This is a genomic window from Armatimonadota bacterium (assembly GCA_016223145.1).
Lineage (GTDB): Bacteria > Armatimonadota > Fimbriimonadia > Fimbriimonadales > Fimbriimonadaceae > Nitrosymbiomonas.
In genome coordinates this window covers 241,437-263,777 of sequence record JACRPN010000014.1, presented here as the reverse complement: position 1 = coordinate 263,777, position 22,341 = coordinate 241,437, and the positions used below count along the sequence as shown (strand labels likewise).

16 protein-coding genes are annotated in these 22,341 nt (G+C 61.0%); 8 read left to right on the top strand and 8 right to left on the bottom strand.

The features are described from left to right. Positions 1 to 179 precede the first annotated feature (179 nt). The 4 genes from HZC36_13705 (at position 180) to HZC36_13690 (ending at position 4,884) form a co-directional block, all read left to right on the top strand. A complete protein-coding gene (locus HZC36_13705; protein MBI5708032.1) occupies positions 180 to 2,348 on the top strand; it encodes an ABC-F family ATP-binding cassette domain-containing protein in 2,169 nt (722 codons plus the stop codon). 117 nt (positions 2,349 to 2,465) lie between these two features. Then, positions 2,466 to 2,900 (top strand): hypothetical protein, encoded by a 435-nt coding sequence (locus HZC36_13700; protein ID MBI5708031.1) that lies wholly within the window; start codon positions 2,466 to 2,468, stop codon positions 2,898 to 2,900. 86 nt (positions 2,901 to 2,986) lie between these two features. After that, positions 2,987 to 4,102, top strand: a complete 1,116-nt coding sequence (locus tag HZC36_13695; protein MBI5708030.1) for an acyl-CoA dehydrogenase family protein — start codon at positions 2,987 to 2,989, stop codon at positions 4,100 to 4,102. Between the two features lie 47 nt (positions 4,103 to 4,149). Beyond that, the gene (locus HZC36_13690; GenBank protein MBI5708029.1) at positions 4,150 to 4,884 is read left to right on the top strand and encodes a TerC family protein; all 735 of its coding nucleotides are present in this window, start codon (positions 4,150 to 4,152) and stop codon (positions 4,882 to 4,884) included. Positions 4,885 to 4,906: 22 nt separating this feature from the next. Here HZC36_13690 and rplT read toward each other — a convergent pair whose 3' ends face one another. Both rplT and HZC36_13680 read right to left on the bottom strand, forming a co-directional pair. Beyond that, entirely contained in the window at positions 4,907 to 5,254 is a 348-nt protein-coding gene (gene rplT, locus HZC36_13685) for a 50S ribosomal protein L20 (GenBank protein MBI5708028.1), read from the bottom strand. A 181-nt stretch (positions 5,255 to 5,435) separates the two neighbouring features. Beyond that, positions 5,436 to 6,077, bottom strand: coding sequence for a translation initiation factor IF-3 (locus HZC36_13680; GenBank protein MBI5708027.1), 642 nt, complete (start codon positions 6,075 to 6,077; stop codon positions 5,436 to 5,438). A 263-nt stretch (positions 6,078 to 6,340) separates the two neighbouring features. On the opposite strand from HZC36_13680, the gene HZC36_13675 reads away from it, so the two are divergent. The 3 genes from HZC36_13675 to HZC36_13665 all read left to right on the top strand — a co-directional run bounded on the left by HZC36_13675 (position 6,341) and on the right by HZC36_13665 (position 13,293). Next, on the top strand, positions 6,341 to 8,524 hold the full coding sequence (locus HZC36_13675; protein MBI5708026.1) for a 3-hydroxyacyl-CoA dehydrogenase/enoyl-CoA hydratase family protein: 2,184 nt from the start codon (positions 6,341 to 6,343) through the stop codon (positions 8,522 to 8,524). Between the two features lie 194 nt (positions 8,525 to 8,718). Continuing rightward, positions 8,719 to 10,899, top strand: a complete 2,181-nt coding sequence (locus HZC36_13670; protein MBI5708025.1) for a hypothetical protein — start codon at positions 8,719 to 8,721, stop codon at positions 10,897 to 10,899. Positions 10,900 to 10,944: 45 nt separating this feature from the next. Further along, positions 10,945 to 13,293: a prolyl oligopeptidase family serine peptidase gene (locus HZC36_13665; protein MBI5708024.1), complete on the top strand. Its 2,349-nt coding sequence runs from the start codon at positions 10,945 to 10,947 to the stop codon at positions 13,291 to 13,293. Positions 13,294 to 13,393: 100 nt separating this feature from the next. On the opposite strand, the gene HZC36_13660 is transcribed toward HZC36_13665, so the two are convergent. The 3 genes from HZC36_13660 to HZC36_13650 all read right to left on the bottom strand — a co-directional run bounded on the left by HZC36_13660 (position 13,394) and on the right by HZC36_13650 (position 16,684). Further along, positions 13,394 to 15,289 (bottom strand): thioredoxin family protein, encoded by a 1,896-nt coding sequence (locus HZC36_13660; GenBank protein ID MBI5708023.1) that lies wholly within the window; start codon positions 15,287 to 15,289, stop codon positions 13,394 to 13,396. Between the two features lie 202 nt (positions 15,290 to 15,491). Further along, complete coding sequence (locus tag HZC36_13655) at positions 15,492 to 16,382, bottom strand: acetylxylan esterase (GenBank protein ID MBI5708022.1); 891 nt, start codon at positions 16,380 to 16,382, stop codon at positions 15,492 to 15,494. Positions 16,383 to 16,441: 59 nt separating this feature from the next. Further along, entirely contained in the window at positions 16,442 to 16,684 is a 243-nt protein-coding gene (locus HZC36_13650) for an NIL domain-containing protein (protein MBI5708021.1), read from the bottom strand. Between the two features lie 281 nt (positions 16,685 to 16,965). Between HZC36_13650 and HZC36_13645 the strand changes: the two genes are divergently transcribed. Beyond that, positions 16,966 to 18,753, top strand: a complete 1,788-nt coding sequence (locus HZC36_13645; protein MBI5708020.1) for a M6 family metalloprotease domain-containing protein — start codon at positions 16,966 to 16,968, stop codon at positions 18,751 to 18,753. A gap of 2 nt (positions 18,754 to 18,755) precedes the next feature. Here the strand turns inward: HZC36_13645 and HZC36_13640 are convergent, their stop codons facing one another. From HZC36_13640 to HZC36_13630, 3 genes are all read right to left on the bottom strand, one after another. Beyond that, positions 18,756 to 20,177 (bottom strand): CRTAC1 family protein, encoded by a 1,422-nt coding sequence (locus tag HZC36_13640; GenBank protein ID MBI5708019.1) that lies wholly within the window; start codon positions 20,175 to 20,177, stop codon positions 18,756 to 18,758. 9 nt (positions 20,178 to 20,186) lie between these two features. Beyond that, positions 20,187 to 21,299, bottom strand: a complete 1,113-nt coding sequence (locus HZC36_13635) for an alanine--glyoxylate aminotransferase family protein (protein ID MBI5708018.1) — start codon at positions 21,297 to 21,299, stop codon at positions 20,187 to 20,189. A gap of 118 nt (positions 21,300 to 21,417) precedes the next feature. After that, on the bottom strand, positions 21,418 to 22,086 hold the full coding sequence (locus HZC36_13630; protein ID MBI5708017.1) for a PEP-CTERM sorting domain-containing protein: 669 nt from the start codon (positions 22,084 to 22,086) through the stop codon (positions 21,418 to 21,420). Positions 22,087 to 22,341 lie beyond the last annotated feature (255 nt).

Genomic DNA, 22,341 nt, shown 5'->3' with positions numbered 1-22,341 from the left:
ATCGAGTCGCACGGGCCGTCCCGCGGAAGGAGTTACGTGGGCTACCTCAGGCGCGCGGACAAGTCCGCTGATCGAAAGCGGTGACAGGTCACCGCAGTCCAAAGCGCTCCGCGCACTCCATAACCGCCCATACCCTCGACCTTCGCCCTTCAACCCTCCCCCCAAGTACAATCTCCCTCGTGCTTCTCAACGTCTCCGGCGTCCGGAAGGCCTTTGGCACGGACGTGGTACTCGACGGCGTCAGCTTTCGGCTGGAACGCCGAGAGAAGGTGGCGCTGGTCGGGCGCAACGGCACCGGGAAGACGACGCTGCTTAAGATCCTCACCGGCCAGGAGGAGCCCGACGGCGGCTCCGTCTACATCGCGCGGGGTGCAAAGCTCGGCTATCTGAGGCAGGAAGACCCGGTCGATGCGGGACGAACGGTTCTGGAGGAGGCCGAAGAGGCAAGGAAGCACGCGCTGGAACTGAAGGCGCGGCTGGAGGAGTTGGAAGCCAGGCTGGAGCACTCACCCACCGACGAAGACCTGGAGGAGTACGCGACCCTGCACGAGCACTTCATCGAGGCTGAGGGTTACAAGGCCGAGCAAGACCTCCGGACGGTGCTCATGAAAATGGGCTTCCATGAGGACGAGTTGGACAAGCCCACCGGCAAACTATCGGGCGGAGAGACCACGCGCCTGGCGCTGGCAAGGCTGATCCTGGAAGAGCCCGACCTGCTCATCCTGGACGAGCCTACCAACCACCTGGACCTTCAAGCGACCGAGTGGCTGGAAGGCTGGCTGCGCTCGTATCCGGGCGCTGTGCTGCTGGTCTCGCACGACCGGACCTTCTTGGAGAACGTGGGCGATCGCGTGCTCGAAATGGCAGACGGCACGATCAAAAGCTACCCCGGACCGTTCCCGAAGTACCTGAAGCTCAGGGCCGAGGAGGAGATTCGGCAGGCCGAAGTCGCGAAGCGCCAGCAAGAGCAGGTCGACAAGCTGGACGAGTTCGTGCGCCGGTTCATGAACAGTCAGCGCACCGCCCAGGCACGCGGCAAGCTGAAGATCATGAACCGGCTGATCGCCTCCAAGACCGAGGCGCCAAAAGCGGCCAAGGGCATGGCGGCGAGCGTGAAGGCGGCCAAGCGTAGCGGGGACATCGTGGTTGCGTGCGAGAAGCTGACGATCGGGTTTCCGGACGTATCCGCCGACGTAGCCCAGGCGTCCCGCCTGGGCAACCCAGCCTCACAGCCCGAATCTCCGCCATCGAGCACCCTGCCCGCTACCGGATTGGGCAACGTGGCAACCCAGGCGGGACGCCTGGGCTACACCGGCTGCAGCTATGTCCCCCTTATCAAGGGCCTCGACTGGACCGTGCGCATTGGAGAACGGTGGGGCGTGATCGGTGAGAACGGATCGGGCAAGTCCACGCTCATCAAGACCATCCTCGGCCTTCGTGAGGCTCAGGAAGGGTCGGCGAGGTTGGGTGCAAACGTGCAAGCTGGCTATTTTGCCCAGGACGACTCCGAGCTGAACCCGGAGCAATCGCCGCTGGAGTACATGGTCTACGAGGTCGGGCTGCTTCCAGCCGAAGCACGCGACCTACTCGGGCGCTACTTGATTACTGGCGAGGATGTGTTCCGCCCGATCAAGACCTTCAGCGGTGGCGAGAAGAACAAGCTCTCGTTGGCTCATCTGACCGCTCAGAACCCGAATCTGCTGGTGCTGGACGAGCCAACCAACCACCTCGACATGGCCTCGCGCGAGGCGCTGGCACAGGTGCTCGCCGGATACAACGGCACACTCATCCTGATCTCCCACGACCGATGGCTGCTCTCAAAGGTGACGAACCACACGCTCGACATTCGGCGCGAGGACGTAAAGCAGTTTGGCGGGAGCTATGAGGAGTATCGGAGATGGACTGAGGTGCGGGGTCCGGGGTCTGGACGGGAAAGCAGGTCCGAGGCTCGAGGTCCGAGGTCTGTCGAGAAACGCCTCCAAACAGGACCTTCGCGTGCCCAGAGCCCAAACCCTAGACCGCAAACCCCAGACCCTTCCTCTCCACCGTCAGAAGCCGTCAATCGTCATTCGTCGATCGCCAATCCCGCGGTCTCCTTCCGCCCTCGGGAGCTCAGCAAGGAGATTCAGCGGCTTGAGAAGGTGGTCGTTGGTTGTGAAGAGCGCATCACGCGCCTTGAGCTGGAGGTCAAGGCCGTGGAAGCCAAGCTCGCCGCGCCGATGGCCGATACGAACCTCTTTGAGCTGACCCTTACACACCAGGATTTGCAGGCCCAGCTTGCCGGGGCGATGGAATCCTGGGAGGAAGCCTCCACGTCGCTTGAGAGCCTTCGACGGATGCAGGGGTAGGGAGAGCCGAGGCTTTAGTGCCCTTTCCCTGCCCTTGGGGTTCATCCAGGAACCGGTACGGATTTCCTGACTTCGATGTCCGGTTTCCTGGGCCCGAGCGTTCACTAAAATGAAGCCATGAGACGATCGATCCTCGCTTCAATCTTGCCCGTCGCGATCGGCGCACTTGCGGTGGGCTTTGGCTCCTCACTTCAGACTCCCGCACCGTCGCCCAAAATTCCTGGCCTTACAGCGCCGGATAAGTTCCCGAACGGTTGCGTGGACTGCCACATAAAGCTGCCCAATGAGGACGTGCGGCTGAATGTGGCGCTGAAGACGGTTAAGCACCATCCGTCGGTTGCAGGCCTAAAGACCATTCCCACCGACTGCGGGCGCTGTCATCGGGACGGCAGCCCGGCGGGCGTGCTCAAGACGGTCCTCCACAAGGCGCACTTTCAGAAGAAGGCCGAAAGCAAGTTCGTCACGATGTTCCAGGGCAACTGTCTGGCCTGCCATGCGTTGGATGCCGCCACGGGAAAGGTGACCGTGAAGTCGGGTCCAAAGAACTGGTGAGACAGGATCTCTTGGGCTGATCGGTCTGGCCGCCCCGCGGACCGGCTCCAGCCTTCACGCGAGCCTGCCGAGTATCCTACTGAGTCATGGTTCCCCACTTCAATGACGAAGAGGCCAGGTACCTCGAAGGCGTGCGCCAGTTCGCCAGAAACGAGGTCTTCCCCAACACTAGAGCCTGGGAGAAGGACACCTTCCCCGCCGATATCTGGACCCGCACGGCGGCCCTGGGGATCACAAGCTGCATCCTTGACAAGCGGCTTGGGGGACGCGGCTATTCGGCACAGACTTACGCCGAAACGGTACGCATCCTCGCCGCGGCCGACCCGGCGCTGGCCATGAACGTGGCGGCGATCAACGCACTCTGCGTGGCCCATTTTGAGCACTTCGCCAACGATGAGCAGCGAGCCAAGTATCTCCCCGGGGTGCTTTCAGGAGAGAGTCCGCTGGCCTGGGGCCTAACGGAGCCAGGCGCGGGCAGCGACGCCCGCCGGGTGGAGACCGTGGCTACGCCCATCGAGGGTCGGCCGGGCTATTTCCACCTGAACGGCCACAAGATGTTCATCACGAACGGTGGATTCGCCAAGCTGTTCATCATCATCGCCAGGCTGGACGAGAAGAACCTCTCGGCGTTTCTGATGGAAAAGGACCAGCCTGGCTTCAAGGACCTCGGGCGGATTCGGACGACTTCGGTCAGCGCCAGCTACACGCTCCAGTTCGCGATGAAAGACTGCGTGGCTTGGCACACGCCAGGGAGCTTCGAGGACGTGATCGGCCTGCTCTATCTGGGCAGGGTGGGCATCGGAGCGATGGCCGTCGGGATCGCGGAGAAGGCGTTGGAGGTCGGGATCGAGTACTCCAAGCAACGCGAGCAGTTTGGGCGTTCGCTGAGCCAGATGCAGTCGGTCCAGAACATGGTCGCCGAAAGCGCTATGGAGGTCGAGGCCGCTTCGCTGCTCGTTCAGAAGGCCGCATGGATGCACGATCACGGGCTACCCATCGTGAAGGAGGCCAGCTTTGCGAAGCTTTTCGCGAGCGAGGTGGCCCGCAACGTGACCAACCGCATGCTGCAGATTCACGGAGGCCGAGGTCTCACCTTTGAGCATCTGATCGAGAAGCTCTGGCGCGACGCCAAACTGACCGAGATCGGCGAAGGCGCCTCAGAGATTCAGAAACTGGTGATCGCCAAGGCCCTCTTGAAGTAGAGCCATCACCCACACACCAGACGTTTCCGAGTATCCTCGGCCCCAATATGGACTGGATTTCCGACCCAAATGTCTGGATCGGCTTTTTGACGCTGACGGTGCTCGAAATCGTCCTCGGCGTAGACAACATCATCTTCATCTCGATCCTGGCCGGGAAACTCCCTGAAGGCGATCGGGTCAAAGCCCGTCGGCTCGGACTGGCTCTTGCCCTCATCACGCGCCTCCTCTTGCTGGCCTCTATCGCCTGGATCGCGAAGCTGACCGCGCCTCTCTTCGGCATCGCGAACCAGGAGTTCTCGGGCAGGGACCTGATTCTGCTCGGTGGAGGCCTGTTCCTCATCGCCAAGAGCGTCTCCGAGATCCATGGGAAGCTGGAAGGGGTTGAGGGCCACGATCCGAGCGTTAAGAAGCTGACCTTTCGGTCTGTGATCACTCAGATCCTGATTCTCGATGTCGTGTTCTCGCTGGACTCAGTGATTACGGCCGTGGGCTTGGCCGATCACTTGGCGGTGATGATGGCCGCGGTCATTGTCGCAGTCATCTTCATGCTTTGGTTTTCAGGACCGCTCAGCGCCTTTGTCGAGCGCCACCCGACAATTCAGATGCTCGCCTTATCGTTCTTGGTGCTGATCGGGGCAAACCTGGTGGCCGAAGGGCTCGGGCAGCACATCCCCAAAGGCTACACCTACTTCGCGATGGCGTTCTCGGTGGGGGTAGAGATGCTGAACATCAGAACGAGAACAAAGGCCAAGCCGGTGCATTTGCACAAGCCTGACCTTTGATTTCTGCTCTGGGGGAGTTGGCCTAAGCCGTCGCGGTTTCGACAACCTTCTTGAAGGCCTCGAAGTCGTGAATCGCGAGCTCGGACAGCGCCTTGCGGTCGAGTTGCATACCCTTGACCGTCATGCCGTGGATGAGGTCGCTGTACTTCACGCCGCACATCCGGCAGCCGGCGGAGAGTCGGGCGATCCAGAGCCGGCGAAAGTCGCGCTTTTTGGCTCTTCGGTCACGAAAGGCATATTGCCCCGACTTCATGACCTGCTCATGGGCGCGCTTGAAGACGTTCTTCTTACGTCCCCAATAGCCCGTGGCCGCCTTGATTACTTTTTTGTGCCTCTTATGGCGCATGAGGCCGCGCTTGATTCTTGCCATGGTTTCCTCGTTTTGAACCGGTTTCCGCCCTTACCAGGGGGTAGCGGTAGAGTTTTGGGTCCTAAGTGGAGGACAGGTCGGACTCGTCCGACTTGTCCGAGTTTTCGGACGATTGAGCTACGCCAGTCCCAACATGCGCTTCACGCGCTTGTTCTCACCCTTGAACAGGGTGGGCTCCTCCTCAAGCCGTCGCTTCCGCGACGCTTTCTTGTGCAGGAACTGGTGGTTGTTGTAGGCCTTCCGGCGGGTTATCTTGCCCGAGCCCGTGATCTTGAACCGCTTGGCGGCCGTCTTGTTGGTTTTCAGCTTTGCTGCCATGTGATTTACCCGATCGAGGCTTGGGAACCAGAACCATGATCATCAGCTTTCCGTCGAGCGTCGGTTGTCGCTCGATCACTGCGAGATCCGCCACCACATCTGCCATCGCCTGCAGCTTCCGCTGCCCGATTTCGGGGTGGGTCACCTCGCGAGCCTTGAACTGGCACGTGACCTTGACCTTGTGCCCTTCCTCGAGAAAACGACGCGTGTTCTTCAAGAGATGCGCAACATCGTTTTCCGCGATTCGCGGACTGATCTTTATACCCTTAACTTCCTGCTGTTTGCGCTTGTGTTCCTTCTCTTTTCGGTCTTGGTCGTACTTGAATTTGCCGTAATCGATGATCCGGCAGACCGGCGGATTGGCAGTGGCGGTGACCAAAACCAGGTCGAGACCCTCTTGCTCGGCCATGCCGAGCGCCTCCCGGGAACCCACGATGCCAACTTGTTTGCCGTCGGACGCGATGAGGCGAACTTCGCGGAACCGCAGGACTCGTTGATTGATCATCGGCGCGGGGCCAGGCCCTCGCTCGCGCCTGAAATGTGGCCTCCCTATCGCTGCTCACCCCGGTTGTATTCGTTCTTTTTCTGCATACGCTCTACAGTATATCTAGTCGGCGCGGTTATCCCAAACTCAAGGGTCGCCACGCTCCGACGATTCTGACGAAGCCTGCGCCCCTGAGGTTTCATCCGACTCGCACCAAATTCCGGGCAATCGCCCGTCGCCGATGCTCAAGCCCGCCAAGGTTTGCCTAGGGTACACATGATCCAATGTCTACCAGCCACTGGCTCAGCGCGGAGAAGGTGTGCGTTCTCGGCGCGGGCACCATGGGAAGCGGGATCGCCGCCCACCTTGCCAACCTCGGATTCGACGTTTCCCTTTTCGACCTGACCCCTCAAACCGTCTCAAGCCAGTTTGACGCCGCCAGATCGGCACGCCCCCCCCACTTCTTCGTGCCTGAGACGGCGAGCAAAGTCAAGCTCCTTTCGATGGAGAACGACTTCCAGCTGATCGCCGAAGCCGATTGGGTTTGTGAAGCCATCGTCGAGAAGATGGACATCAAGAAGGCGCTTTTTGAGAAGCTCGATCCGATCGTCAAGCCCGGTGCGATGCTGACCACCAACACCAGCGGCCTTCAAATCGGGCTCCTTGCCGAAGGACGCTCGGAGAGCTTTCGAAAGCGGTTCATGGGCACGCACTTCTTCAATCCGCCTCGCTACTTGAAGCTCTTGGAACTCATTCCGACTCCCGATACCGACCCCGAAGCCGTCAAGGTGATGAGCCAGTTCCTCGAGGATCGGGTTGCCCGGCGGGTGGTGGTCGCCAAGGACACGCCAGGGTTCATTTCCAACCGCTACGGTATGTGGAACATGATCCACACCGTCCACGTGGCCGAGAAGCTGCAACTATCGATCGAGAAGGTGGACGCGATCACCGGGCCGTTCCTCGGGCGGCCCCGCAGCGCCAGCTTCCGGCTGAACGACCTGGTCGGGCTTGACATCATGCGCGACATCGCGCAGAACCTCCTCGACCGATGCCCGAACGATCCCGGCCGCGAGCAACTCCGGTTGCCCGCGAGCACGCAGTTTCTCCTGGATAAAGGTTGGATCGGATCGAAATCGGGCCAGGGCTATTATCGCAAGGAGGGCAAAGAGCTGCTCGCCTTTGACCTGCAGACTCACGCCTACCGCCAGTTGCTCGACGCTTCCCTTCCCTCCCTAAGAGAGTTGGAGAGGCTGCCCATTGGGGAGCGTGTCTCAAAAGCCCTCAAGCTTGGCGACGAGGTCGGAGACTTCCTCCGCGAGTACCTGGTGCCGGCTCTGCAATACGCCGACAAGCTGAAAGAAGAGATAAGCCACTCCTGTCTCGACTTTGACCGGGTCATGCAATGGGGCTTTGGGTGGGAGATCGGCCCATTCCAGATGATGGACGCGATCGGGCATGAGGCCATCGGCGTAGACCCCAAACCCTACTTTGACGCCGGCAAGCAGCGGGAGTTTGGCGGCGCCTACATTTCGCTGCCGAGCGAGCCTCAATACCGGACCGTCAAGGACTTCCCGATCACCTCGAAAAACGAGACCTTCAACGTCCGCGACCTTGGCGACGGCGTGCAGTGCGTGGCGACCACCACGAAGCAAGGTGTGGTCACGCCGCAACTCGTTGGCGAACTCCTCGCGCTGCTGGAAACCGACTCGCTCAGGCGCTTCGTGCTGACTAGCGAATCGAGGAACTTCTCGGTCGGGTTTGACCTCACGTTCTTCGATAAGCGCATCGAGGATCAGGACTGGGAAGGCATCGACACGGCGCTTGCCAGTTTGCAGAAGCTCTCCGTGCGGCTTGGCGAAGTCCCCAGCGTGGCCGCGGTGTCTGGATTTGGCTTGGGCGGCGGGTTCGAGCTCGCTTTGGGGTGCTGCGCGATCGTCGCCGACGCTGAGGCCAAGGTGGGCTTCCCAGAGGCCAAGGTGGGATTGATCCCGGGCGGGGCGGGGACTTGCCGGATGCGGGTGAGCGCGCAGACAGGTGGCGCAAAGGCGCTTGCCGATATGGCCGGCGCGCTGGCGCTCGGAACGGTCGCCGAAAACGCGGACCAAGCTCGGAAGCTGGGCTATCTGAGTCCCACTGACCATACCTGCTACCTCGGCGACCGATTGCTCGCCGAGGCCAAACATGCCGCGCTTCAGATCGAGGCGGGCGGCGCGAGCGCCTGGCGGGAAGGTCTGGCGCCCCTTTCGGGCATAGTCGACTCCAAGCTGGACGAGCTTAAATCCAAGGGCCTCCTTACCGACCACGACGGCCTGATCGGCGACAAGGTCCGGCAGGTGTTCTCCAAGCCTGGGTCCTTTGAGGACGCATTGGCGATGGAGCGCAAGGTGTTTGTCGAGCTCTGCAAGTCGGGGCTGACCCACGCCCGCATCAAGCACATGCTGGAGACAAGCAAGCCGCTGAGGAATTAGGGAGGCGAAGGGAGAAGGGCCGAGGACAGAGGGCGGGGTTCACCCCGCCCATAGCGCAGGGCATTCATGCACAAGCAGCTTGGAGCGGCGCCTCCCGGGTCCTAATGGCCCAAATCCGACCCACATTTCCCCCTCCCATCATTCCTTCTGAAAATGGCAAGGTTCAGGGCCGAACACTGGGTTAAGATCAGGCTATGGTGCTCGCATCCCTTCTCTTTTTGCTCACAGCGCCAACGGTCAGCGTCCAGGCCGACTCCATTCGCGTCGATGCCCTGCTCTCCAACCTCTCGCAGCAGTCAGGCGCTAAATTGATCTGTGACGGAGCGATCGCCCAGGAACCGATCATCGTCCAGTTCACGAACCAACCGCTGGAAACCGTCCTCCAGAAGATCGCCGACGTCGCCGGAGGCCAGTGGACCACCAACCCCAAGGGAGAGCGCGTCCTCAGTCAACCCCCGAGCCTCAAGAGGACTCAGGAAGCCGAAGATGCCGCCAAGGTCACCGCCTTCTTCGTAGAACTCTTCACCGCCCTAAAGGCGGAATCGGACAAGTTCTCGGGCCTCGACGCCAAGCGCGCCGCATTGGCCGTAGATCGGTACCGCTGGGTGGACATGTCCGACGAAGACACCACCAAGGAGTTGGCTCGGGTCACCATCGACAACCCCGCCTATCGATTCGCGATCGGACTCCTTGAGAAGGCAGGGCCCGCTTCCATCGCCAAGCTGGAGGTGGGCGAGCGCATCGTGTTTGCCGACTCCCAGACCCCCATGCAGCGCCCATATCCGAAGGGGAGCGGAGGGCTGGTGGCCGAGCTGAAGCAGAGCATCGGCCTTATGGAAGCCGCCAAGAGAGCTCTTGGAAACCCCAAAAAGCAGTCCGTCAACTACGGTGGCCTTCCCTTGACGGGCCCAGGTTCGCTGGCAGCCGGCTATGGCAAGACCATCGTCGGTATCAAGCGCTTTGGCGTCCTTCAGCTTTCCTACGACGTCACGACGGTTGATGCCAAGGGCAGGAGCGTTCTTCAGGGGAGCGGCTTCTTCCCTGCCTACGGCCTTCGGTTCTCCGCCAAGACGAGCGGCGAGGGCAAACCCCTTGCCCTGAGCCACGCCGTCAAGACGTACGTCGAGCTTCGGGGCAACTTGGGCTATGCCTGGGCCAGTGGCACGACGATCAAGCTAGCAGATGGATCCTTGGTACCGGTGTCCGCCGGCATGTCCCATGCGGAGGCCTCTGGCAAGGGCCCCAGTCAAGACGTCCTCACCGTCCTCGCAGACCCGGTGAAGGATGACCCTGTCGGGGTCATCGCCGGCTCCCTGCTCCGGCAAGTGGCCTCTAACAAGGGCAAGCCCCTGATCGCCACGCTCTCGGACGCTGCCGTCCCGTGGATTCTGGAAGCCCTACGCCGAAAGACGATCAACACCGACAGCGACCTGATCGAGTACTTGCAGCAGAGCATGCTGCCTGTGGGCTCCCGGATGCCCAGCGCGCAGGTCTCCGACGGCGAGTGGCTTGTTGTCAAACCGTTCCTCCCGGCGATCGCCCGCAAGGACCGCTTCAGCCGGGCCGCCCTGAGGACCCTAGTGCAGGCTATCCGTCGCACAGGGGCTCTCTCGCTGGAGGATGCAGCCGCCTACATCGCCACCTGTACCCGCCAACCGACCTTCGGCTCGCTCGACACGATGATCATCGAGAACGCTGATCCAGCCAGCGACAAGTCGGCGGCGAGCTTGATGTACAACCCTGCGCTTCCCTTCCTCGTCAAGCTCAACCCTAGCCTCTGGAGCGCTCTGGAAAGCGGCCCGGTGAAGGTATCGGCCCTTCCACCAGAGCTTCGAGCGCGCGTCCAACGATGGACCTTCGGCGAGTTCGACATCAACCGCCTTCGCGAGCAGGCGTCTATCGGCAAGCCGATGCGCTCGGAACGGCCCGGCGGGCTCCCGGGCTTTCCTCCCCTCGAAACCGAGCCCACCGAGCTCTTCCCAACGGGTCTGCCCGCCGGGGCAACCGTGAGCCTAGAAGTGAAGCGCACCCCCGCGGTGGTTGCGCGAACCGAAAGCGGCTATCGCCTCATCATGAGTGCCTATTCGATGGCGTTCCTGGAGCAGTTCCCCGAGGGCATTGGCGGCGGCGAACCCCGCCCAAGGCGCGTGATCGTCGGCTACACACCCGCCAGCCAGCGAAGCCTCGTACTGAAGCTTCATTTGATTGAAGACATTGATGCCGCCCTGCATTCGACCGAGACATCGCTCGTCCGGAACGCCCACGAAACAACCCAAGAAAACCTGCCGCAGAATATCAGGCGAGCCTACGACGAGGCCAAGAAAGCTCTCGGTGATTCTCCGTGGGGCAAGGCCAAACCACCGCCGCCCAAGTAGCCGTGCAGGACCATCGAACACCCGGCTCGAAGCTATCCTGCATCCATGTCACTCACGCGGTATCGAATCCGGTCTTCAGCGGGCCTTGGAGTGTGGGCCAGTCTTCTCATCGCCTCGCAGGGCGCCGTTGCCCTGGCACAACTTAGCCCCTATGCCCCTTCAGCCAAGGAACTCGCCGCAAATTACCAGCGCGCCAACGACATTGGCCGTGGCGTTACGGTCTACAAGCAAGCCCTGACCCCCAACTGGCTTCACGAAGGCGAGAAGATGTGGTACGTCAACCGCCTCGCCGGTGGCCGGTTCGACTACGTTCTCGTCGATTGCGCCGGAGGCAAGAAGTCGCCGCTCTTCGACCTCAAGCGGCTGTCAGGCGTGTTGCCGGCGCCGGTAGGCAAAAAGCTCGATCCAGACACTCTCGAACTCCAGAGCCTGGCCGTGGCCGACGACCTAAGCACGGCCAGCTTCAGGTTCTCCGGCAAGGGATACAAGCTGACTTTTGCCGATTACACGCTCGCCGAAGCGGAGGTGCCCGAGGCTGCGCAGGGAGGACCAGGAAGAGGTCAGGGACGGGGCCAGGGTGGTGGACAACCTCAGGGCCAAGGCAGGGGCAGACGTTCGCCAGACGGCAAACTGCAGTACGAGATCGCAGCCGGAAAGCTCAAGGTCACCAAGATCGACGGAGGCGGCGTTGTCTTCGAGTCGAAGACCGATCAGATCGCTTACGCCAACTGGGCGTCGGACTCCACACACTTGGCGGCGTTCAGGCTGCTTCCTGGCGACCATCGGGAGGTTGCACTGATCCAATCCTCACCTTCCGGCGGGGGCAGAGCGGTCCTCAAGACCCGCCAGTACGATCTTCCCGGCGACAAGCTCGACACTTTTGAGACGTTCGTGTTTGACGTGTCCACGGGCAAGGAGCTAAAGAGCGACCTCGAGCCGTTCTTCGTCTATGGCCTGCCTTGGGCTTCTCCCCCCAGCATCGATTGGTGGCATGGCGGAAAGTCCTTCCTGGTGGACTTCTATGAGCGGGGCTACGGGGCCTATCGCATCGAGGAGATCACCCTGGCCACCGGCAAGCACAAGACGCTGCTCGACGAACGCGAAAAGACCTTTGTGGACAGCACCGCGCTGATCTCGCGTGTCAGACCCGATCAGAACGAGTTTCTGGTCCGTTCAGAGCGCGACGGTTGGGGGCGCCTTTATCGGCTCGACGGCACGAGCGGAGCCGTCAAAGGCGTGTTGACCCCTTCAGGCTGGGTCACACGCAGTTTGGACTGGATTGATGATGCGAGCGGGAGGTTCTGCTTCTCGGCGAACTGCACGCGGCAGGCCACCGCGCCCGGTTCGGTTCCCTCACCGACCTCTCCCTCAACGGGCGAGGTGGGTGAGGATCCCTATTTCATCCACTGGTTCACAGCAGGGCTGGATGGCTCCGGCTTGGTGCGCCTGACCGAAGGGGACGGCAACCACAGCATCAGGTGGTCGCCAAACCGCAAGTACATCGTTGACACCTATTCCCGGGTGGATCTGGCGCCCGTTCACGAGCTGCGCAGCGGGGCTTCGGGCCAACTCATTCTCAAGCTGGAAAGCGCCGACGCAAGCGAAATGGCCAAAGCCAAGCTGCCTTTGCCCGAAGTGTTCGTCGCCAAGGGACGGGACGGCAAGACGGACATCTGGGGCGTGGTCTATCGCCCAAGCAAGTTCAACCGCAGCCGCCGATACCCGGTCATCGAGAACCTCTATGCAGGCCCGCAGGACAGCTTTGCGCCAAAGTCGTTCAGCATGGTCAACGGCATGCAGCGCATGGCAGAGCTCGGCTTCATCGTGGTCCAGATGGACGGCATGGGAACGCGCAACCGGGGCAAGGCGTTCCGCGACGTCTGCTACAAGAACCTCGCCGACGCGGGATTCGCCGACCGGATCCTCTGGATGAAGGCGCTCGCGAAGAAGTACCCGCAGGCCGACATCAGCCGCGTGGGCGTCTACGGCACGAGCGCTGGGGGGCAAAGCGCCACCGGGGCCATGCTCTTTCATCCCGAGTTCTACAAGGTGGCCGTTTCAAGCTGCGGATGCCACGACAACCGCATGGACAAGCAATGGTGGAATGAGCAGTGGATGGGCGTGATGGGCCCGCATTACGAAGAGCAGTCGAACATCACGAACGCCGCGAAGCTCCAGGGCAGGCTGATGCTGATGGTGGGTGAACTCGACACGAACGTGCCGCCCGAGAGCACGTACCGCCTGGTCGACGCGCTCATCAAGGCCAACAAGGACTTTGAGTTCGTGGTGCTGCCCGGGCTGGACCACACCTCCGGCGGCGCCTACGGCGAACGCAAGCGAAGGGACTTTTTTGTAAGGTGGCTATTGGGCGTCCCGACGCCTGAGTGGAAGTGAAATACGGACCCCTTAAATGCCGCCAGGCTTGATGCCTCCGCCTCTTCAGAGGTGGAGGCTTGGCTTGCTTACGTTGGTCCGTTTTGAAGGTAATCAGAGCCTACTTCTGAGCCGACTTCAGAAACGCCACATACTCATCCACATCTCGTGTCGAACCCTGGAATACCTTGATGATCTTCTCGTTTGGGCCCATCAGAACGTAGACCGGGAGCGTGACCGTCCCCGAGAGCTTCTGCATGAGCTTCTGGTTGGCAAGGTCCTCCGGCGTGCCGCGATCGGTATAGAGCTCCACCGGCACATAGGAGGTGATCAGGTCGCGCACCTCTTTGCGCGTGAACATGTTCTTCTCCATCCATCGGCAATTCGTGCAGTTCACGCCGGTGAAGTCGATGAACATCGGTTTGCCCTGCTTCTTGGCTTCGGCAAGGCCTGAACTGTAGTCGTACTTCCAGCCTATGTCCGACATGCTTGACGACTTGTGGCCGGGATAGGGGTTGGGCGGGAGGAACGCGGCAAGGTCGCCGAGGTTGCCACCACGCAAGCCTGAGAGCATCCAGACAGCGGCCGCCAGCATCGCTACCCCAAAGCCGCGCCGAATCCAGCCGATCGGCTCTCCGCCTGGTTCATGGCCAAGTCGAATCACGCCCAGAAGCTGTAGACCGGCGACCAGCGCGATCCCGAACCAGATCGTAAGGAAGACGGGCTCGGTAAGCCACCCAAGGCCGAAGACGAGCTCAATGTTGCTGAGGAACTTGAGCGCCGCCGCCAGTTCCAAGAAGCCCATGAATATCTTGACCTGCCCGAGCCACGCGCCGGAGCGGGGCAGCTTCGTAATCAGCGAAGGGAAAAGGGCCAAGAAGAAGAACGGCAGCGCAAAGGCGATGCTGAACGCGATCATGCCCACGATCGGATACAGCCGCTCGCCCGTGGCCGCGCCGGCGAGAATGGTGCCGACGATCGGTACGGTACACGTGAAGCTGGTCAGAGAAAACGTGAGGCCCATCAGCACCGGGCCCACAAAGCCGACTGCCTTTCCTTTTGACCCGAGCGCGTTGAGCACGCCGCTCGGCACGGCGATCTCGAACATCCCGAACAGGCTCAGGCCAAGGGCGACGAACACGATGAAGATTGCCGCGTTCACCCAGACGTTGTTGGCAAGCCCCTGAATGCCGGTGGGACCGACCGCGATGGTGATGATCAAGCCGAGGGCGGTAAAGGTGCTGATGATCCCCAAGCAGTAGGCCAGCGCACCCCCGAAGTTGGTCTTTCGCTCGCTGTCCGCGGTCTTCTTAGAAAAGAAGCTGACCGTGATGGGGATCATAGGGAAGACGCAAGGGGTCAGCAGCGCCAGAAGGCCCATAAGGAAGGAGAAAGCCATGAAAGGCAGGAGCCCTGAGTTCTTGGCCTCGGCCGCGCGCTTGGCGAATTCGTCGGTAACCTGTTCGCCTTCATTTGTGTTGCTCTCTTCCGTGCCCGTCGAGGCTATAGAAGTCAGAGCATACGAGCCCTCGGGCCTTGGCTCGCCGGGTGAGACCGTGAATTCGAGGGTCTGGGGATCATCCCCAGCCATATCGCAGCCCCTCTCGTTGCAGGCTTGGGATCGAACCGTGACGGTGACCTTCTGCGGTCCGGTAACTCCAGTCTTGAGTCGGAATGGAACCGCAAAGAGAACCTTGCCCTCGTACTTGCCGAGCTCCTTTTCAAAGCCCTCGTCGAAGTACTTCTTGCTGGGCGGGTAGATGGGGTCGCCGGCCGCCTCGATGTTGCCGCCAGGCTGCAGAGCGAGTTTGGTGGGGATGGCGTCTTTGACGTCGGTGGCATAGATGTGATAGCCGGGTGCTACCTCGGCGGTGACCAATACCTGGCCCTTCTCGCCGGCGCGAAGGTCCGATGGCTCGATCTTCGCGGACCACTTGACGTGGAGCGACGGGCCCGCGATGGCGCTCGCAAGCAAGGCCAGTAGCCATATCCCGATCCAAAGAGCTTTTCTTATCATCCTAAGTAGCTGTCCTGCGGTGATCCCAGCCGCAATGGCCAAGCCCGCGCACCGTCCCACTGTCCCTGTGTCCCTTTCTGCCTTCGGTCGCAGGCACGGAACCTGCGGCTACCGTCCCTCCGTTCCTTCCACCCTGCACCCTGCACCCTGCACCTAATGCCTCAACGCCTCAACGCCTATAGCCTAAAATGTCGCTTCCCTCTCAAAGATTCCCGAGCATCCAATTTCTGTTGTTCGCAACCATGTCTGGGTGCCAGTCGTGGCCGATTTCGTACTTGATCAGCGTCTTCGGCCCCGCCAAAGCGTCAAAGGCTGATTCTACACCTCTCGGCTTGGCGGCTGGGTCCTTGAGACCGAGCCCCACGAGTGTCGGCGCTTTGCAGCGGGTCGCCTGGTTCAACGTATCGAAATACGAAACCGTGTGCCGAATTCGCTCCAATCCAAGGGGGATCGTCTCGCCATAGTCTACGAGCTCCTTGAGGGGGTAGCGGTACACATGGTGTGCAAGAACGTGGTTCATCCCACATAGGAACGGCATGTCGGCACAGACCGTCCTCACGATGGGACAGTGGGCGCCCAGCCAGATCGCCATGCCGCCGCCTTGGCTCATCCCGGCCGCCGCGCATCGATCCTCGTCCACCTCGATTTGAGCCTGGAGCACCCTTGCCGCAAGGTAGGCGTTTTGGAACATGGTCTTGAAAATCCAAGTCTCAGGCTCTTCCGAACCCAATGCGAAATAGCCCCTGGACTGGTGGTAATCCTCCTGGTGGAACGCGGGCCGCCCGTGGAAGTTGAAGCTGAGGCTCACCATTCCTTCGCGTGTGCCGTATTCGTCCGGCACCCTGGATTCGAGCCCGTAGGGTGGGAGCCAGACAAACCCGGGGAGTCTGCGCCCGCCATGGGGAAACGCCAGCCAACCATAGAGCGTGTGGCCCTGGATTCCGCGGAACTCGATGCGCTCCACCCGGTGGGTCGGCGATTCCCAGTCCGGCCTTAGGGACCGGTGGAAATCGAGGGGTTCCGCCTTGGCCTCGGCGACGACGCCCGCCCAAAAAGCGTCGAAGTCTTCCGGAACATAGGGATGATAGGACATGAGACCCTGAAGTCAGGTTCAAGCATCCGCCTTTGGGCGCATTTTCAGTCGGAGCGGGACTATGCGCCGACGGAGCGCTGCGCGGCCTCGACGTGCAGGCCCGTGGTCATCAGCCACGCTGTAGCCCGCTGCACTTCCTCAAGCGGACCCTCCAGTTCGACGATGGCCCAGCCGGATTCCTGGTCGACATTCGCCTTCACGATGTTGACCTTGACGCTGAACTCCTTGGCGAGCCGCCATAGCCAAGGCTGGCCCACGGAATCGTTGCTGGCGACAAGGGTGAGTTCGACTTTCGAGACCATTATTGAGATTCTACCGGAGCGTGCCCACCCAACTCTGACCCTTCATCTCCTCTCGCTGACGGAACCGGGCTCATCTGCCTTCAAGAGTTAGCCTTGTCGAGTCTCTCGGCCGGCCCCAGATGGGCTACCGAACAACCCGGAGTTTTCCGCGTTGAAGCTCCTTAACCGTCCTGGCGTGCAGGATGCGCCTCTGTGCGGGTGGGGAAAGTACGATGGTCCAGAGCCTCTTACGTGCCGTGTTCGCTGTTAGCTCGCTGCCCTTTGCAGGTTGGGCACTTCCCATGCAAGCTGGCCAGGCGCCACCGCTCTCCGAATTCAAGACCGTGGCGACCGCAATCAGGGCTTCCGAGATCAAAGTGGCGCCCAAGTCATCTGGACTCAGCGGGTACCTTGGCGTTGCCGTGAAGGCTGACAGGACCGGCCTCACCATCGTCGAGGTCGAGCCGGATTCCCCTGCGTTCAAGGCGGGTCTGAAATCGGGAGACCTGCTGGAGACGGTCGGGGTGGCAAGGCCTCGTTCGTCCGACGACCTGCGGAATTCCCTCGCCGGCCTTTCTCCTGGCGAAAGCGTCAAGATCCGCTACACGAGGAACCGTAAGGCCAGAGACGTCATGGCTACTCTGGGCGCCGTGACCCGCCCACGTTCTCTGAATGAAGAGAAGGCCTTTTTGGGCCTGCAGCTTGGCGACACCACTGAGGCCGGCACCGCGATCCGGCGCGTCTCGCCCGACTCCCCTGCCGCCAAGGCCGGGCTTCTGGCCAGCGACCTGGTGCTTAAAGTCGACGGGTCGGTGCTCGCGGATGCCGCCCGGCTGGACTCCATCCTCAGTGAGAAGTCACCCGGCGATGCGGTCACCCTGGTGGTCAAGCGCGAAGACAAGGAGACCGAAGTCAAAGCGACTCTGGCTGTCGATCCCGCCGCGGCAAACCGAAATCAAGATCCAAACCAGGTCTTTGTGCCTCGGAACACCTGGAAGAAGGACGTCTTCAGGTTGGCGATCATCCCGATCGAATATCCCGATGTGAAGCACAACGAAGCAATCAAACTTACCGACTGGCAAGAAGAGCTCTTCAGCACGGACACCTATAAGGACAAGCAGAGCGCCACCGGAGAACCTGTCCACGGAAGCATGAACGACTTCTTTCGTGAGCTCTCCAATGGCGCTTTTCGCGTCGAAGGCAAGGTCTTCGAGTGGGTCCTTGCCGACAAGAACCGGATGGACTACGCGCCGGGCAACGGTACCGGCATCCCTCAGACCCAACGCCTAACCCTGCTCACCGAGGCTCTCGGCAAAATCGTCAAACGTGATGGCGACAAGGCGCTGGAAAACTACGACGGAGTGTTCTTCATCTATGCCGGGCGCAGGGCCAACACCTCCCGTGGGAGCCTCTATTGGCCGCACCGGTCCAGCGTGCAGTTTCAGGGAAAGCGTCTCCCCTATTTCATCGTCCAGGAGGGTGGCACGCGGATGACGGACATCAGCGTCATGTGTCACGAGTTCGGGCACATGCTCGGCCTTCCCGACCTCTATGCCAGGCCGGAAAACCCGGGATCGGAGGGGCTCGGCGTGTGGTGTTTGATGTCCAATCAGACCGGCGGCGGGCGCCCACAACACATGGGCGCTTGGTGCAAGGAACAGCTCGGCTGGCTCAAACCTACGGTCATCGACCCGCGCGTTCCTCAAAAGCTGATCCTAAGCCCGGTGAAGGGCTCGTCAACCGAATGCTTCAAGGTGCTGGTCCGGCCGGACGGGAGTGAATACCTTCTCCTGGAAAACCGCCGCAAGGCAGGCTTCGACGGGGCGCTGCCCGCCGAAGGGTTGCTGATTTGGCACATCGTGGGGTCCAGGCCGATTCTGGAGGAGTCGCACGGCGTGGACGGTCCTTCGGGGCCCCGTTCGTTCGTTTCGATGGTTCCCTACCCCAGCGAGGCCAACACCGCCTACACGCCGTTCACGAAGCCCTCGAGCAAGTCGCAGCTTGGCGGGGGTCTGCCGGTCTACATCACCAATATCCGCCAACTCCCGGATGGAAGGGTGACCTTCTACATCGGATACGAGTTCGATTAGGTTCAGCGCCTAGCTTGGACTTCGATGATCCGATCTACGGGGAATGGCTTCGTGGTTTCGCCCCTGCCGTCTGGCCAGGTCACCATCAAGCTAACAGGTCCTTTGTTCGCGCCAAGCCCGAAGTGCAGCGTCAAGTCATTCTGGTTGCCTTCCCCTGTGCCCGCCTCAACTTGGCGCGTGAGCAGCATTCCCTTGGTGGCGATCCGAACCTGAGCTCCGATGGCGTTCCTGTTGATCTCTTTGTTTGCAACCATGCGAACCCCAATCCAGTGGTTCTTTGAGCCCGAATTGGCGAACAGCTTGCCACACGTCACCAGATCAAGGTCACCATCCCTGTCGAAGTCGGCCCAGGCCGCCTGATAGGTTGCGCCCAGCTTGGGTAGCAGCGTCGCGGCTGTCCGGTCCAGGAACTGGAAGCCTCCTCCGTTCTTGAACAGCACAGGGTTATTGGGCCTGTTGAAGGAGGCCGTTTCATAGACGGTCGTGAAATAGAGGTCGAGCAGACCGTCGTTATCGAAGTCCCCCGCTGCCGGACTGGCATAGCTCTCCTGATAGAAGACCCCGCAAGTTCCCTTGTCTTCAAACCGATAGCCGCCTTTACTTCCGGCATTCCTTAGGAAACGGGACTTGGGCTGGTCGCCGCGACTGTCCACGTGGGCGAAGTTCCCAGCGAAGAGGTCGATGACCCCATCGGAGTCGAAATCGCCCCATGCCGCTCCAATGCTGTGGCCTCCATCAAATCCGGGCGAAGTTGCAGCCGCATTGAACTCACCGGCCCGATCCACGAACTTCCCGGTACCGCTGCCTACCCATAGGTTGTTGGGCTGCAGGCGGTAGTTCGCGCAATAAACGTCAAGGTCTCCGTCCCCATCGAAGTCACAGGCCGAGACACCTCTCGTTCGGAACTTCGCTTCGCTCCAGGTGAGTTCGAAAGCCTTTCCCTTTCGGTTCATCAGGATGTACGAGGGGTACGTGACTCCCTTGTTCCAATCTTCGTAGCCCCCTACGAAGAGGTCGACAAACCCATCGCCGTCGAAATCGCCCCAACAGGCTGCCCGCGAGACGGTAGCCGGGAGTTTGGGCATGGGGAACGCGGCAAAGCCTTTCCCTTTCAGGTTGACAAAAAGGGTCTGCGTTCCATAGCAGAAGACATCGGTGTAGCCGTCGTTGTCGAAATCCGCCGCAACCCCGCTCGAACTCAGCTTTGCGAACAAAGCGAACTTCTTGCCCTTCTCGTTGCGCCACAGGTCACCACCCGCCAGAAGGTCGGGCCAACCGTCGTTGTCCAGGTCGAACCAGCAGGCGCGGTCGTTGGAGCATGATAAGCCCAGTTCAGCCGTGACGTCCTTGAAAGACGGCAGCGCCTCCCGGCCACTCCATGGGATCGAGGAGGCCAGCCAAAGGAGTGGCAGGATGAGATTCATGACGAGGGTTTACCTCTTCAGGAGGTCATCAAGGGCTGCAAGAATCAGGGCAACATTGCGCCGTTGCGCGCCGTGGCCCATCAGGCCAAAGCGCCAGGCCTTGCCTTTGAACTTGCCCAACCCCGCGCCTATTTCGATGCCATAGTCGCTCATGAACGCCTTTCGAACCTTCAAATCGTCCGCGCCCTCCGGGACCCGCACCGCGTTGACGCAGGTCATGTGATAGCCCTCCGGGCTCGCATACTTGAGTCCCATGGCGTCCAGCCCTGCCTTCAAGAGCAGATGCATGTCGGTGTGGCGCTGGACCCTACTGTCAACTCCCTCTTCAAGAACGATGTTCAGCGCCTCATCCAGCGCGTAGAGCATGTTCACCGGCGCGGTGTGGTGGTAGAACCGGTCCTCACCCCAGTAATGCTTGACCTCCGTCAGGTCGAGATACCAGCTCTGGACCTTCGTCTTCCGCGCTTCAAGTTTTTCGATCGCTCGTGGAGACACGGTCATCGGCGCCAAACCGGGAGGCGCGGAAAGGCACTTCTGCGAGCCTGAGTAGACCGCGTCCAGCCCCCAAGCATCTGTATCCACTTCCATGCCGCCGAGCGTCGCCACGCAGTCCACCAGGAGGAGCGCTCCGAGCTCATGGACCTTGTGCCCGAGGTCCTTGATCGGGTTATGAATTCCGGTAGAGGTTTCACCATGGACAATCCCGACCACCTTCGCGTTGACCCGTTTGGCCTCAGCGAGAACTTGGTCCTGCAAGATCGGCTCGCCCCATTCGACATCCAGTCGATGAAGGTCGCACTGGCATCGCGAGGCGATCTCCGCCATGCGCTCGCCGAAATAGCCGTTCGTGCAGATCAGCACGCTGTCCCCAGGCTCGATGAGGTTGACAAGGGCGCACTCCATGCCGGCGGAACCCGTTCCGCTGACGGCCAAAGTCATCTCGTTTTTGGTCTTGAAGGCGGTTCGGAGCTTGGTGCGAACGCCGTCCATCACCTCGAGGCAGATCGGGTCGAGATGCCCGACCGTGGGTTTCGCAATCGCTTGCAGGACGCGAGGGGGAACGGGGCTCGGACCAGGACCGAGCGGGAGCCTTTGCGGGGTGTCGCTCATGCCGAAAAGCATACATTCTTGAGCGTCCGTCTAGCCTGACCCGTCGAGGCAAAAGAGCAGGACTGTCCAGCATGAAAAGAGAGCCCCTGGGAGAGGTGAGCCCAGGGGCTGAAGCAGACACCGAACGCGTTTAGGCTCGACTTCGCTTCAAGAGCACCGCAGCCCCAAGACCCAGCACGGCCAGCGACCCAGGCTCGGGCACGGGAACGCAGATCGTCCCAAAGTGCAAGTTGTCGATACAGACGCCGTCCGAGCCGCCATTCAAGAAGAAGATGAGCTGCTCGTGGTCCGGCTGCGGGCGGATGACCGCTTCACAAGTGGATCGGAACCACCCTCCCCCAAGCGTTTCCACCGTCTCCGAAAAGCTCACCTGCCCGCCATTGGCAAAGAGGCCTGCGGAGACATCGCTCTGCGGTGGGTTCTCTTTGAAGTCCACCTGGAACCAAACGTGCTTCTCCCAGTTCGGCCGCGCCGCGTTGGCGAAGGTGAACGTAATGACTCCGGTGTGGCTGGCTTCCACGCACATCGCGAAGCTCCCGCTCCCAAAGTCAAACCCTTGAACGACATCCCCCTGAATCTGCACGTCCGCCGGACCGCCGGGCAAAAACGGGTTGTGCAAGTAGTCGGGGGTAAACGGGTCCCCAAACGTGTTGAATCCGTAGCCGTATCGTGAGTTGTCGTTACTGTTGAGCCAATACCAGCTTGGCGGGTTGAATTGAGCGAACGCAGCGCACGAGAGCGCGCCCCAAACTCCCAAGACCACCAGTTCTCGGCCAATCGGCCTACCAAAGAATGCCATTGTCACACTCTCCCCATGGACCCATCCAGGCCATGCAGTGGCGCGCCGGACACCCCATGTTCAGGTGTAGCCAAGCGACGCGTAGACGGTCCCACTATTCGCCAAAAGGTGGAAGTTGTGACCAAGAACCGTATAAAGTACTGGCACTAAACCGGCACTCTTGTCAGGCAGAAGCCCCAAACGGCCATCTGAATCGCTCCAGGAGCCGTAGTGGCAGGCCCTGCGGGCCCGCCTCTTGCAGCGAAGGGCGCAAGC

What these genes read in the sequence shown, in the direction of transcription:
- HZC36_13700 (MBI5708031.1), top strand. Translation starts at nt 2,466, where the DNA reads ATGAGACGATCGATCCTCGCTTCAATCTTGCCCGTCGCGATCGGCGCA.
- HZC36_13695 (MBI5708030.1), top strand. Translation starts at nt 2,987, where the DNA reads ATGGTTCCCCACTTCAATGACGAAGAGGCCAGGTACCTCGAAGGCGTG.
- HZC36_13690 (MBI5708029.1), top strand. Translation starts at nt 4,150, where the DNA reads ATGGACTGGATTTCCGACCCAAATGTCTGGATCGGCTTTTTGACGCTG.
- rplT (MBI5708028.1), bottom strand. Translation starts at nt 5,254, where the DNA reads ATGGCAAGAATCAAGCGCGGCCTCATGCGCCATAAGAGGCACAAAAAA.
- HZC36_13680 (MBI5708027.1), bottom strand. Translation starts at nt 6,077, where the DNA reads ATGATCAATCAACGAGTCCTGCGGTTCCGCGAAGTTCGCCTCATCGCG.
- HZC36_13675 (MBI5708026.1), top strand. Translation starts at nt 6,341, where the DNA reads ATGTCTACCAGCCACTGGCTCAGCGCGGAGAAGGTGTGCGTTCTCGGC.
- HZC36_13670 (MBI5708025.1), top strand. Translation starts at nt 8,719, where the DNA reads ATGGTGCTCGCATCCCTTCTCTTTTTGCTCACAGCGCCAACGGTCAGC.
- HZC36_13665 (MBI5708024.1), top strand. Translation starts at nt 10,945, where the DNA reads ATGTCACTCACGCGGTATCGAATCCGGTCTTCAGCGGGCCTTGGAGTG.
- HZC36_13660 (MBI5708023.1), bottom strand. Translation starts at nt 15,289, where the DNA reads ATGATAAGAAAAGCTCTTTGGATCGGGATATGGCTACTGGCCTTGCTT.
- HZC36_13655 (MBI5708022.1), bottom strand. Translation starts at nt 16,382, where the DNA reads ATGTCCTATCATCCCTATGTTCCGGAAGACTTCGACGCTTTTTGGGCG.
- HZC36_13650 (MBI5708021.1), bottom strand. Translation starts at nt 16,684, where the DNA reads ATGGTCTCGAAAGTCGAACTCACCCTTGTCGCCAGCAACGATTCCGTG.
- HZC36_13645 (MBI5708020.1), top strand. Translation starts at nt 16,966, where the DNA reads ATGCAAGCTGGCCAGGCGCCACCGCTCTCCGAATTCAAGACCGTGGCG.
- HZC36_13640 (MBI5708019.1), bottom strand. Translation starts at nt 20,177, where the DNA reads ATGAATCTCATCCTGCCACTCCTTTGGCTGGCCTCCTCGATCCCATGG.
- HZC36_13635 (MBI5708018.1), bottom strand. Translation starts at nt 21,299, where the DNA reads ATGCTTTTCGGCATGAGCGACACCCCGCAAAGGCTCCCGCTCGGTCCT.
- HZC36_13630 (MBI5708017.1), bottom strand. Translation starts at nt 22,086, where the DNA reads ATGGCATTCTTTGGTAGGCCGATTGGCCGAGAACTGGTGGTCTTGGGA.